This window comes from Paenibacillus sp. V4I3 (genome assembly GCF_030817215.1).
Lineage (GTDB): Bacteria > Bacillota > Bacilli > Paenibacillales > NBRC-103111 > Paenibacillus_E.
In genome coordinates this window covers 401,132-414,714 of the sequence record NZ_JAUSZA010000001.1, presented here as the reverse complement: position 1 = coordinate 414,714, position 13,583 = coordinate 401,132, and the positions used below count along the sequence as shown (strand labels likewise).

At 49.2% G+C, this 13,583-nt stretch carries 7 protein-coding genes; 4 read left to right on the top strand and 3 right to left on the bottom strand.

Going from position 1 to position 13,583, the window contains the following annotated elements; genetic code table 11:
- Positions 1–86 precede the first annotated feature (86 nt).
- The 3 genes from helD (at position 87) to QFZ77_RS01965 (ending at position 6,236) form a co-directional block, all read left to right on the top strand.
- On the top strand, positions 87–2,582 hold the full coding sequence (gene helD, locus QFZ77_RS01975) for an RNA polymerase recycling motor HelD (protein ID WP_307435395.1): 2,496 nt from the start codon (positions 87–89) through the stop codon (positions 2,580–2,582).
- Between the two features lie 284 nt (positions 2,583–2,866).
- A complete protein-coding gene (locus QFZ77_RS01970) occupies positions 2,867–3,121 on the top strand; it encodes a hypothetical protein (protein ID WP_307435393.1) in 255 nt (84 codons plus the stop codon).
- Between the two features lie 109 nt (positions 3,122–3,230).
- Positions 3,231–6,236: an alpha-mannosidase gene (locus tag QFZ77_RS01965; protein WP_307435390.1), complete on the top strand. Its 3,006-nt coding sequence runs from the start codon at positions 3,231–3,233 to the stop codon at positions 6,234–6,236.
- Between the two features lie 118 nt (positions 6,237–6,354).
- On the opposite strand, the gene QFZ77_RS01960 is transcribed toward QFZ77_RS01965, so the two are convergent.
- Both QFZ77_RS01960 and QFZ77_RS01955 read right to left on the bottom strand, forming a co-directional pair.
- Positions 6,355–6,480, bottom strand: a complete 126-nt coding sequence (locus QFZ77_RS01960; protein WP_307435385.1) for a DUF6254 family protein — start codon at positions 6,478–6,480, stop codon at positions 6,355–6,357.
- Positions 6,481–6,627: 147 nt separating this feature from the next.
- On the bottom strand, positions 6,628–11,178 hold the full coding sequence (locus tag QFZ77_RS01955) for a glutamate synthase-related protein (RefSeq protein ID WP_307435381.1): 4,551 nt from the start codon (positions 11,176–11,178) through the stop codon (positions 6,628–6,630).
- Between the two features lie 549 nt (positions 11,179–11,727).
- On the opposite strand from QFZ77_RS01955, the gene QFZ77_RS01950 reads away from it, so the two are divergent.
- Positions 11,728–11,979 carry a hypothetical protein gene (locus tag QFZ77_RS01950; RefSeq protein WP_307435376.1) on the top strand — a complete coding sequence of 84 codons (252 nt, stop codon included), beginning with the start codon at positions 11,728–11,730 and terminating at the stop codon, positions 11,977–11,979.
- A gap of 222 nt (positions 11,980–12,201) precedes the next feature.
- Here the strand turns inward: QFZ77_RS01950 and QFZ77_RS01945 are convergent, their stop codons facing one another.
- A complete protein-coding gene (locus tag QFZ77_RS01945) occupies positions 12,202–13,548 on the bottom strand; it encodes a glutamate-1-semialdehyde 2,1-aminomutase (protein WP_307435374.1) in 1,347 nt (448 codons plus the stop codon).
- Positions 13,549–13,583: the final 35 nt, after the last annotated feature.

Here is a 13,583-nt window from a genome sequence, read left to right as displayed (position 1 = left end):
TAACATTATTATCCTAATATAATTATAGCATCAAGACAGCCTTCGTGTCAAATTTGCGTTTTACATGTCTGAAAAGAGGTGTTGCAATGAATCTAACTGAGCAGGATTGGGCAGCAGAGGAACAAAGAGTTCAAGAAGTTACAGCAAAGATCTGCATAAGAATTACAGGGTTAGAGGATCAGGTCGGCAAGGTTCAATCGGATGTTGTTGAGATTCGCAAGCATTATTGGGATGAAGTCACCATGGATCTAAGTACGTCGGAAGACGCGGCAGAATCGATTGCAAGTATGCGGCAGCAAGCGGAGGTGCTATCTGAGAGAGAACGTACGCATCGACAGGCAACAATAGCTTTAGGCAAGTTAAAAAGACTTGTGTATTCCCCTTATTTTGGCCGAATCGATTTCACCGAACGAGATGAGAGACAAGGAGAAGCCATTTATCTTGGGATTGCTGCCTTTTTGGATGAGCAGGAGGATCACTATCTGGTTTATGATTGGCGAGCGCCCATATCCAGTCTTTATTACGATTATGCGCCTGGTGAAGTAGCCTTTACGACACCGAACGGCATTGTAGAGGGACAAATGCTGTTGAAACGCCAATTTGTTATTCGCGACAGCCGAATTCAGCTGATGTTTGATACTGGAGTGACGATCGGAGACGAATTGTTGAAGCAAGTGCTCAGTCGAAGTTCTGATGCGCAAATGAAGACAATCGTGGCGACGATTCAAAAAGAACAAAACCGCATTATTCGGAACGACAAAGCACGCATGCTCATCGTGCAGGGGGTAGCTGGCAGTGGGAAAACTTCGGCTGCTCTGCAAAGAGTCGCCTACTTACTATATAAGCACCGAGATCAGCTGAGTTCAGACCAGATGGTGCTATTTTCACCAAATCCGCTTTTCAATCACTATGTATCCACGGTATTGCCGGAATTAGGCGAAGAAAACATGCAGCAAACGACCTATCAGGCCTATTTGGAGCATCGATTGGGTGAAGAGTTTGATGTGGAGGACTCATTCACGCAATTGGAGTATGTGTTAGCGCGGGAACGTTCATCTGAAAATGGGGAGAGGGCCCAGGAGCAAATTCCACAGGGGGATGAGGAATGTGCTTACAATGCTCGTTTAAGTGGAATTCATTATAAGTCATCGCCCCAGTTCCTAGCTGTCATTCATGCTTATCAGGAGCGGTTGATGCATACAGATATGCTATTTAACTCTATTAAGTTTCGTGAAAAGGAAGTCCTGAGCGCTGCTCGATTGGTGGAGCGGTTTTACAGCTATGATCCGTCCATTCGGCTGCCGAACCGATTGGAATTGATGCGGGGCTGGATTCTGGAACAGCTAGAGCTCTTTGCAGAGCTTGAGCTGGAAGAAGCTTGGGTTGAGGAGGAGATTGAACTTCTCAGTAGTGAAGAGTACCACCTTGCCTATTTGCGGCTGCGTAAAATGGAGCGGGGGGAGGGAGTCACATTTGATGATTTTGATCAGGAGAGGGTGCTGCTTGCACGTGACGTTATCAAGGAGCATTTGAAACCAGTGCGGAACGCTGTGAAGCGGCTTAAGTTTGTAGATCTGAGAGGATTGTATGGGCAATTGTTTTGTGAAGAGATTCGTGAAGAGGAAACCGATCATGAAGTGAAAGCTGATCAGGGGAGTCCGATTGAGAATCAGTGGAGACCTATAGAGAATCAGTGGAGTCTGATAGAGAATCAGTGGAGTCCTATAGGGAATAAGCCGCCCTATTGGTCGGCTATCTGCGAGCGGACGCTGAAGGAACTGGCGCAGGCCAGGCTGCCGTATGAGGACGCGACGCCGTTCTTATACATGATGGAAGCGGTCTGCGGCTTCCAGACGAACGGCTCCGTGCGCCACGTCATCATCGACGAGGCGCAGGATTATTCCCCGTTTCAGCTGGCTTACCTGAAACGGCTCTTCCCGCGCTGCCGGATGACAGCGCTCGGAGATCTGAACCAGGCGATCTATTCGCACGCTTCCGCGTACAGCGAAATCGATCCGATCGCCGCTCTGTATGGGCCGGAGCAAACGGAGGTTATCCGTTTGCACCGCAGTTACCGCTCCACGCGCGAGCTCGTGGAGTTCACTCGCGGCATCGTGCCTGGCGGCGATGCCATAGAGCCCTTCACCCGCAGCGGCGCAAAGCCGCGGGTGATCAAGGTCAGCGATCGCGGATCGCTGCATAGCCTGCTGGCAGCCGAGATTGATCGGCTGCTAGGCGAAGGCTATGCCTCCATCGCGATTATCGCCAAGACCGCGAGCGAGAGCGAGCTCGCGCACCAAGCCCTTGAGCCACAGCTGCAAGTGCCTCTGGGGCTCATCACCAAACATAGCCCGACCTTCGAGTCGGGCGTGCTAGTCATCCCTTCGTATCTGGCGAAGGGGGTAGAGTTCGATGCCGTACTCATCTATGATGGTTCCCATCATCAGTACGGATATGAAAACGAACGCAAGCTGTTCTATACCGCTTGCACCCGGGCTATGCACGAGTTATGTATATTCACACTGGGCGAGTTAACTGCGTTTGTAGGGGAACATCTAACGGATACGTATGAGTGGGTTTAATGTGATTTTGCAGCCTTACCTCTTTGGAATTATGAAAGGGGGGAGATTCCAAAATCCATATTCGCGGTTGAATGATGTTGTAAAAAGTGCAACAATTGCTGCCTAAATCTAGCCGTTCTCCCTTCGTTGTTTAATATACAACAATTTTGTCCTATACAGGCCATTTCGCAACAAATGGGCACTATAATTACTGCTGGATCAGCATCCACTTCTGGGCGCTGGTCCCGTTATCGGTGTGAATTTGCTCAAAGGAGGTCTGGCGGAAATGGTTTGGAAGGTACTTAGTGCTATATGCTATATTTGATATGAGTCGGGAAGGTTGGATTTACCGTATTCCGAGCCGAGGGACTTTTGTTAAGGGCATTCCGGAGACTTATATTCCCAGATCGAAGAGCGTTCCAGTTCAATCACCGACTACGAATCGCGGGGTACGTCCGAAGATCGGGCTTATCTATAAGAGGACGAAAGAGACTGATCTATGGCTTGCTGCCGAGGTCAGTTTTTTTGCTTGTATTTTTCTGCTCAAAACATTAAAATAATTGATATATATGATATATTAATTATTGACATATGTGTTTAAGCAATAAAAGGCGTATAACATTAAACATTATCTTTATACATAATGATCAAAGGACGGTGCAGCTCTACATGCCATACACGCCAATAAAGGTGGAAATCCTTAAGCACACGCTAAATCGAATCGAAAATCATATCTACATGCAGGTAGCTCCCTTGTCGGCCATCGCATACGTAACGAAGGAGCCCGTATCTTTCGAGCGAAGAATGTCGGGACAACGTCTTGAAGTTCGCCCAGGAGAAAAGTGGGGGGAGCTGTGGGATTGCGCTTGGTTTCATTTCCAGGGTCAAGTGCCGCGATCGGCTGCGGGAAGCAAGGTCGTGCTGCTGCTTGATGTCAACGGAGAGCTATGCCTTGTCGATGAGGAAGGAACACCGACGCAAGGGCTCACAAACGTGAATTCGGAGTTTGACTTAACGCTTGGCTTGCCAGGCAAACGCGTCGTACAGATCGCTTCCAGCGCATCGGGGGAAGAAATTATCGATCTCTGGGCTGACGCTGGCAATAACGATTTGTTTGGGCGTTACCGGAGCGGAACGCTGAAGGAGGCTCAAATAGCCATCTGCCGTGAGGAAACGAGACGGCTATTTTACGATTATGAGGTGCTGCTCGATCTGGCCAAGCATCTAGAGGACCAATCTGCAAGAAGAGCGCGTATCCTTCAGGCCCTTTATGATGTTCATCTACTGCTCAGGGATATGTCGGATGAGAACGTGGCGCAGGCTAGACGTATTCTGAGTCCGCAATTAAGCAAGCAAGGAGGGGATCCAACACTGACGGCTACAGCGATTGGACACGCGCATATCGATCTGGCGTGGCTGTGGCCTATTCGTGAGACTTACCGCAAAGGGGCGCGGACTTTTGCCACCGCACTGCGGATGATGGAGCAGTATCCCGATTATGTATTCGGAGCCAGTCAGCCTCAATTATATGAGTGGATCAAGCAGCAGCATCCCAAATTATATGCTGAGGTCAAGCAGCGCATTGCAGAAGGGCGCTGGGAAGTACAAGGAGCCATGTGGGTGGAACCGGATTCCAATCTTGCGGGAGGAGAAGCGCTTGTAAGGCAAATCCTCTACGGGAAACGTTTTTTTCAGCAGGAATTCGGTCAAGATATGAAGATGCTGTGGGTTCCAGACATTTTTGGTTATTCGGCCAGCTTGCCGCAGCTTCTGCAGAAGTCCGGGGTCGAGTATGTGATGACGCAGAAGCTGTCGTGGAACGTCCATAATGATCATCCGCATCATACGTTTTTCTGGGAAGGGCTGGACGGAAGCCGCGTGTTGACGCATTTGCCGCCAGAAGATACTTACAATGGCCCTGCGTTGCCAAGGTCGATTCTTAAAGCTGAAAGAGATTACTTGGATAAAAACGTATCCGACCATTGCCTTGTCGTGTTCGGAATCGGAGACGGCGGCGGCGGGCCAGGAGAAGAGCACCTGGAGCGCCTTCAGCGTGAGCAGAATCTCCAAGGGCTTATTCCGGTGAAACAGGAGCCTGCCCTGAACTTTTTCGAGAAGCTGGCTATGAATAAAGAGAAATATAAGACATGGAAAGGTGAACTCTACCTAGAGAAGCACCAAGGGACATTCACCAGCCAAGCCCGCAATAAACGATATAACCGGAAGATTGAGAAGTCGTTGAGGGAGCTGGAATTCGCTGCTTCGCTCCATTTCGCGTACGGTAGCGAATATCCGTCCGAGGAGCTTGAAGCGATCTGGAAGGAAGTGCTGTTGTACCAATTCCACGATATTTTGCCTGGTTCTTCTATTAAGCGTGTATTCGACGAATCCCTTGCACGATACGAAATTTTACTAGCTAGAGTAACGGAGCTAACCGATCAAATGTACCGCGGTTTTGCATCCTCCATATGGACGCAGGGAACAGAACGTCCGATGGTCATCTTCAACTCCCTTCCATGGGAGCGCAGCGAATGGATGCAGCTAGATAATCAATGGATACAGGTCACGACTCCTGCTATGGGCTATCAGGTTATAGACTCGGCAGCGCTAGCTCCAGTCTCCTCATTCGAAGTAACAGCTGTGAGCGATACACTTGAGAACGAGTTGATCAAGGTAGCGTTCGGACCGGATGGAAGCATTCTATCGATCTTCGATAAAGAGTTGGATAGAGAAGTTATCGCTGCCGGCGAAGCAGGGAACGCGTTATCCATTTATTATGATGACGGCGACGCTTGGGATTTCCCTGAGGATTATGCGGGAACGAAACCTGCGCAGATGAAGCTCATGCAATCGAAGACTTACGTTAGCGGACCAAAAGCAGTGGTTGAGCAGGAGTATCACTACGGTAAATCGGTGCTCACGCAGAAAATCAGTCTGATGGTGGGCAGCAAACGAATAGATTTTGAAACGGATGTCGATTGGCAGGAAGACAGCAAAATGCTGCGTGCGTCTTTCCCAGTCAACGTGTATACCGATCTAGTGAATTGCGAAATTCAATTCGGTCATCTCAAACGACAGACCCATCGGAATACGCTGTGGGATTACGCTAAGGACGAAATATGCGCCCATCAATGGATCGACCTTTCCCAAGCGGACTTCGGTGTCGCTCTCTTGAACGATTGCAAGTATGGCTATAGTGTTAACGGCAACGTTTTGGATATTAACTTACTTCGCAGTCCATCGTATCCGGATCCGACTTGCGACAGGGCGCGCCATCAATTCGTATACGCCATATTGCCGCATGAAGGGGATTTCATCCAAGCCGAAGTCTTCAAGCAAGGCTATGAATTAAATGCTCCGATATCCGCGGTCTTGGCGAGTGCCGAAGAAGGCGGACTGCCGAAGAAGTATTCCGGTTTCGAGATTGAAGGTGCCAAGGTCATGATTGAAGCGGTGAAAAAAGCGGAGGACGAAGACGCTCTCGTGGTTCGCCTTTACGAAACATCGGGAGCGAATGGCGATATCAAGTTTTCGGTTCATCTTCCTCACCGAGAGGCGTTGCTAGCGGATTTGATGGAAAACCCATTGGAGCCGCTGAAAGGCGATGACGGCCACTACCTGCTTTCCTTTACGCCGTTCGAGATTAAAACCGTACTCATCCGTTTGTTACATTAAATGCCAAGCTAGGCCTTCCTAGTGAGTTAATACCAAAGAGCCCGATAACCGTTTCATTAGAAACGAGATGACCGGGCTCTTTGTGTTGGTCCCTCTTCAACGTGGGAGGGGGAGTTACTTACTTCTTATGTTCCGCGTCGTACTCACTGGCGAATTCCTCCAGAGCCTTCACCTTACCATGTGGATGCTGAGCTTGTTTGCGGCTTTTCCATGCTGCTTCGTCGCGGCGTTTCGAGTGGCTCATAGCTAAAAACCTCCTATGGTATGCGGATGGGTGCTGCTACTTAATAAAATGCGATGGTTGAGCATATTTTATTCACCCGATGCAAACTCTTTCCATGAAAAAAGCTCCACAAGACCAGCGAAGGTCCTGTAGAGCTTTTTGAATGATCTATTCCGTAGCAACGGATTGGTCAGCTTGCATGTTGACCGGGGAGATCCGGATGAAGTTAGCTTCAAGATTGCTGAGCAAACCTTCGATTTTAGCTGCTGCTTCGGTTTGGCCGGAGTTAGCAAGCTCAGCGTGGTAAGCTGTAAGCAATTCGGTAAGATCTTTTTTGCTTTGTACGCCAATGGCTTCAAGTTTCACTTTGGCGCCTTTCGCGATACGCCGTTCGATTGCTGCTTGATCTAGACCCATTTCTGGTACAAGACGTTGGTAGATTACGCCACCTGTCATCCCTGCACAGATCCATGGACCTGGATCGCCCATAACAACGGCACGGCCGTTTGTCATGTACTCAAATGCGAAGCCTTTAAGGTTTGCACGAGCGGCAAGTCCGCCTAGTTCATCTTGAAGTGGTGTCGTAATTTCGCCGCCGAATACAACGTCAGCACCGGAGAAACGGATACATGCACGAGTATCTGCGCTGCCTTGGATTAAGAACAAACCTTTTTGCGCGCCGTAACCGAACGATTTACCAACGCTGCCGTTGATGAAGGTATTGTTTTTGCCAAGTGCTTTAACGATAGCGACTTTACCACCGAAGGCCATTTTACCAAGACCGTCTTCAGCGCCGCCATGAACGGTAATATCTACGCCGCGAGCATTGAAGGCAGCCAAACCGTTTCCTGGTACGGAACCATCAATGAAGTTCAATGTAACTGTCGGTAATGCATCGTAGCTTCCGTCGAAGCGATCTCTTACGCGATGGCTGGAGTAACGAGCTCCTAGAATACGGGACTCGGCATCCACTTTGGACCAGTTACGTACGATTGGAGCATCCAGAGCCAAGGAATCCGGGAAGAATTCTTGACCTTCAGCACCAGCCGCGATACGGATATCGGATGATACAGCTGCTTCATCGATAGCTCTTTCAGCAGCAGAGATGAACTGCAGCGGAGCTGGACGAAGGATATCGGATAAATCAATACGATCTACGTGGCTGATTTGTTCCAATAGATCGGAACGGCCAACGAGTTCTTGTAAGCTTTTGAAACCAAGGGAAGCAACGACTTCACGTACTTCTTCACCAATACCACCAAACAAACGAACCAAGCTGTCTACAGCTACATCGAATTGACGAGGTACGAAACGGCGAAGACCTTTTTCTTCCGCTTCTTCCATGGAATCGATTTGTGTAGCAATACCAACGTGACAAGTATCTAAATGACAGCCGCGGCAAGTTGTACAGCCGATCGATTGCATCGCGATACTACCGAAACCTGCACGGTTCGCACCGAGCATAACCATTTTAACAACGTCAGAGCCTGATTTCAGACCGCCATCGGACCACAGCTCAACGCGGTGACGAAGACCAGCTTCAATCAAAGCAACGTGAGCAAGCTTCGTACCGATCTCTGTTGGAAGACCAACGTGTGTCAAGGAGTGAATACGAGCCGCACCTGTACCGCCGTCAAAACCGGAAAGCGTGATAACGTCAGCGCCTGCTTTCGCTACACCAACCGCAATCGTACCGATACCTGGTACAACCGGGATTTTAACGATAATTTTCGCTTTACGACCGCTACCCTCTTTAAGCTCGGAAATGATTTGCGCCAAATCCTCGATCGAGTAGATGTCATGGTTGTTAGAAGGGGAGATCAGGTCAGAACCAATCGTTGCATTACGAGCAGCAGCGATTTTCGCTGTTACTTTGGATCCTGGCAAGTGACCGCCTTCGCCCGGTTTAGCCCCTTGACCGATTTTGATCTCAAGGAAAGCGACCGCGTTAGCTAATTCTACGTTAACACCGAAACGTCCGGATGCGACTTGCGCACCGCGCGTTTTTTTGTAACGGCCGAGCATATCTTTAATCTCTCCGCCCTCGCCGTTCATGGTAACCATGTTCAGGCGTTCGCCGGCTTCAGCGTAGGCACGGAAAGCTGTTTCATTTTGTGAACCAAATGACATCGAAGAAATCAGCATCGGCAAGGAATGACCGCCAATGGAGATATCAACTTGTGACGGATCGAGTGCCTTACGGCCTTCGCTTAGTGCTTTGTCAATGTTGAATCCAGCAATGTGACGAATGGAAATTGGGTTCTTCTTCTCTTCTTCACGCAGCTTGTCGCGGTAGTCGCTATAAGGAGCAGCGCCTGAAGCGGCGTCGCCTAGTGCTTTCCACATACGTTGGAAGAAACGGAAGTTTTTCGCTGCTTTTGCTTTTGGATTTGTATAGTCTGTATAACGTAATTCGGCATCAGCTTCGAGCTGGGCAAAGCCAGTTCCCGCTTTTTCGCTACCGAGGTAGTTCACGATATCTAATACTTCAGCAACTTCCGGATGGAAGCCGATGGAGGAGAAGAAACGTGTGTAACCGCGAAGCTCATGAGTACCGATCGTGGAAATAACTTTCTCTAGACCTTTAGTCAGTGCTGCATACACTTTACGTGCTGCTGCAGCATGGCCTTCTTTATCAGATGCCGTTGAGAACAACAGGTATGGTGAGATTACGTCTGCGCCAAGACCGCAAGCTACAGCGATATCATGCAAGCTGCGAATCGCAGCGGAACGCAGGATTAAAGTAACATGGCGGCGCAAGTTGTCGCCGAAACCGAGTTTTTCCGCACGAAGTGCGATATCGATTTTGGAAATGGCAAGATGCGGTTCCAGCCACAAACGGTCATTTTGATGAGCTTCTGCATCGTCAAGAACTATCAGTGCAGCACCATTGCGGGCAGCAGCGATCGCAGCAGCAGCTAGAGCATCCAAGCCATCACTCAGAGAAGTTCCACGAGCGAAAGTACTGGAAAGCACGGCTACAGCGTTATCTCCTTGTGCACGGAACAGGGCCAACAATTGCTCATAAGAAGGTTGTGACAGGTGCTCTTCGCTATCTACGCCATTCGTACCTTCGAGTACAAGTGGTGCCAGAAGCTCAAGACGCAGGTTGTTATCTACTTGTGCATAAACAGGAGTCCGAGTGCCGGCAATGATGCGGGTGGAGAAATGCTCCATCTCACGGTCACGGTCAATCGCAGGATTCGTAACAACAGCTACGCTTTCTTTAATAAAGTCAGGCACGTTCTGGCGTTCCCAAGCAAGAGCAGCATGAGGTGAATCGTGACCCAGGGAGCGGATAGGTTCAGCACCTGTTTCAGACATCGTTTCGATATGTTGAATACCGTCACGATCCCAACCAAATGCACTATACAATTGGTCTGTCGCTACAATGTTCTCATTAAGTTTAGCTTGAGTATCTGTTTTAACATGGTTCAGATATTTGTGAAGTCCGCCAATATTCAGACGTTTGCTAGCGCGCTCGTACACTAAAGTTTGTACTTCATGGTAAGGAATAACTTGAACGTGTTCACCTGGTGTAAGCACAACGCCCACTTTTTCACCTGGTGCAATTGGTTTCGGATCAGCGACCATTTCGCCAACCGTAATAACACCCTGCTCCGAGGAGAAGTATAAGGAAGTATCGCTCTCAACCATCCATACCGGACGAAGACCAAGCGCATCCACGCTGAAAATACATTCGTTGCCATAACGAGAAACGATACCCGCAGGACCTTGGGCAAAATGACCCCATACTTGACGGTAGTACACATAAAGATCTTGAAGTTCCGGACGGAACTGTTTCATTTCATTAATAATAGGAGGAAATACCATTTCCATCGCTTCAAAAAGAGACAAGCCAAAGCGATGAATGAACGTTTCAATCGTTCTGTTCATATCTTGGGAGTCAGAACCGCCGCTTACGAGCGGAACACCAACCATGTCTGCTTCGATACGAAGTTTCTTAATCGTGTTGATTTCACCATTGTGCCCGAGCAGCGAGAACGGTTGTACACGGAAGAAGCTGGACAAGGTGTTTGTGGAATAACGGTTGTGACCGATTGTAACTTGGGAAGCAAATAAAGCATCACACGTATCTTTGAAGTATTTAGGAAGGATACTTGCCGCTCCAAGCACTTTGTAAGCAGATGTTACATTACTTAGAGTTGCTACGTGAACGTTGTATTTATCTTCGATTGCGATATGCAGTTCATAAAGGTGATCAGCTACCTGGCCTTCTGTTTTGTTGCTAATCGCTGCGATTTGCCAGAAAGTAGGCTCATCGTTTAGGCCGTTAGGTCCAAGGACGCTGCTGTGCACTTCATTCTCTTGCTCCAAAATGATGGATACATCATGGGAAGCAAAGAGCTCGCGGATACCGTCTTGAATCTGAGCAACGGTCAGGTCAAGCTTGCGGGGAACAAAGATATGTCCAATAGAAAAACGGTTGTCGTAGGCAAGTTTGCCGTCTTGACCCGCATCTGTTAATTTCTTTTCCCAAAGAGCACGTGGAATATCCGTTAAAATACCGCAACCGTCGCCTTCACCGTGGATAAAACCCGAACGATGTTCCATTTTTACGAGGGCATCAATCGTTTTTTGGATGTTATCATGGGAAGGGTGACCATTCTTTTCAATAATACAAATAATACCGCAGCTGTCGTGTTCGGTGCCTAGTAGATCTTGAAAACGGCCTTCATTACGCATAATTTCATTCATTGCTCAGGTCAGTCGCCTGACCGTCACCTCCCATACAAATTTAAACTCCTCTTGCACTACGCTTCTTGCATTCTGGCATTGATGAGCCCGCAACCCTAGCATTTTCAAGGAATTACCCACAAAGGAGTCAAAACCGAAATATGCAAGATTATGAATAAAAATGCAATATAATTGAATGGCATACCAATTTTAAGGAGATAATCTCCCCGAAATGAGGCTCTAATCGACCTGTATTAAAGTAAGGCATTACACACAAAAATCGGCAAAGAATTTGTAAATCATGCCCTAACTTTCTAGGAAAATACTATGAAAACAAGACATTTCGCGAAAAGGGTAAAAGTACTCTTAGAATAGCATGAAAAAGTTCATCCGACAATAGTTGCAGATCGAAATCACAAATGTAAGCGTTACCTTTTTTGCATACTGGTGAATAAAACCATATTTCTCATGGCTTGGGGTACTCTTAAAATACGAACGAACTACAATCCATATAGGATCATAGTTCGTTTCTGGGACGTGTAGTGGTAGAAGTTGGAGCTGTATAAGCTTGTGAAAGTCGTTGAGATTGTGAGAATGATGGAGGCTAGAGTTAGATCAAGAGCCAGAGCAAGAACAGAGAAAGAACCACAACCAAAACCAAAACCAAAACCAAAACCAAAACCAAAACCAAAACAACAACAACAACAACAACTACAACAACAACTACAACAACAACAACTACAACAACAACAACTACAAGAGCCTCTGTTAGTCATGGGGTTAAAATGGTTCTATTGGAGAAATCCAATGGAGGTGCCCTAAAAAGTGTGAAATCTCAGATTTCATTGGATATTTCCATTGTTTTAAAGCTGAGAGCGCGGAAACGTCGCTTAAAGCTGTAGGTTTGGAGTTTTTGTGCGTTTGAGGAGCGATAAAGCGAGTTGAGAGCCCTTTTTGGCGCTCTCAATTGTATTTCCTCCAATGGAAGTCGGGGTGGGTTCATGCAATACAAAACCCGTAACAGATAACACATGAGAAGCCATTTTAGCGAGTTTTCATGGTTTTGAAAGCTTGGTCAACAGCATCGAGCGTTTGCGCGATATCGTCATCCGTATGGGCGATGGTCATGAACCACGCCTCGTATTTGGACGGAGCGAGGTTAATGCCTTGCTCCAGCATAAGTCGGAAGAAATCAGCGAAGCGTTCGCCGTCGGTATCCTGTGCTTCGTCAAAGTTCGTGACGGGATGGTCACAGAAGTGGGTGGAGAAGGCGCCGCCGATGCGATTAAGCGTCAATGCGATGCCATGCCTTGCGGCGGATTCGGCGATGCCGACCGAAAGTGTTTCCCCAAGCTGCTCGAGCTTGGCGTAGACGCCAGCCTGCTGGAGCACCTCCAAGCAGGCGATGCCGGCAGAGATGGAGGCGGGGTTCCCCGCCATCGTGCCGGCTTGATAAGCAGGTCCGAGCGGAGCAACCTGCTCCATCACGGCCTTGCGGCCCCCATAGGCACCGATCGGCAGCCCGCCGCCGATCACTTTGCCGAGGGCTGTAAGGTCCGGCTCCACAGCGGCGAAGCGCGCCGCCGCCTCGGAAGTGCCGCCCTCCACAAGTGGGAGGCCGGGGTAGGTCTGTGCCGCTCCGTAATGGAAGCGGAACGCCGTGATGACCTCGTCGTAGATGACGAGGGCACTGTACTTGTGAGCAGCTGCGCAGAGCTGCTCGAGGTAGCCGGCATGGGGCATGACCATGCCGAAGTTCCCGACGATGGGTTCCACCATCACCGCGGCAATCTCTTCACCCCAACGCGCAAGCGCGGCCTCGAGTGCCGGAATGTCGTTGAACGGCACTGTAATGACCTCTTGCGCGATGCTCGCAGGCACGCCCGCGCTGTCCGGCGTGCCTAACGTGGACGGCCCGGAGCCGGCCGCCACAAGCACGAGATCCGAGTGGCCGTGGTAGCACCCGGCAAACTTAATGATCTTGGTGCGCTTCGTGAAGGCGCGCGCCACACGAATCGTCGTCATCACGGCCTCTGTGCCGGAGTTGACGAAGCGCACTTTGTCGAGCGAAGGAATCGCCGACTTCAGCATCTTGGCGAACTCGATCTCGAGTTCGGTCGGGGTGCCGTACAGCGTGCCGTTCTGTGCGGCGCGGCAAATCGCCTCGGTCACGTGCGGATGCGCGTGACCGGTAATGATAGGGCCATAGGCGGCAAGGTAGTCAATGAAGCGATTCCCGTCTACATCCCAGAAGTGTGCGCCTTGCCCACGCTTCATGAAGACGGGCGCGCCGCCGCCAACAGCTTTAAATGAGCGGGAAGGGCTGTTGACCCCGCCGACGATATGTTTCAGTGCTTCTTGATATAACTGCTCGGATTGTTTGCGTTCCATGAGAAGAATCATTCCTTTACGCTATGTAGTCGTTT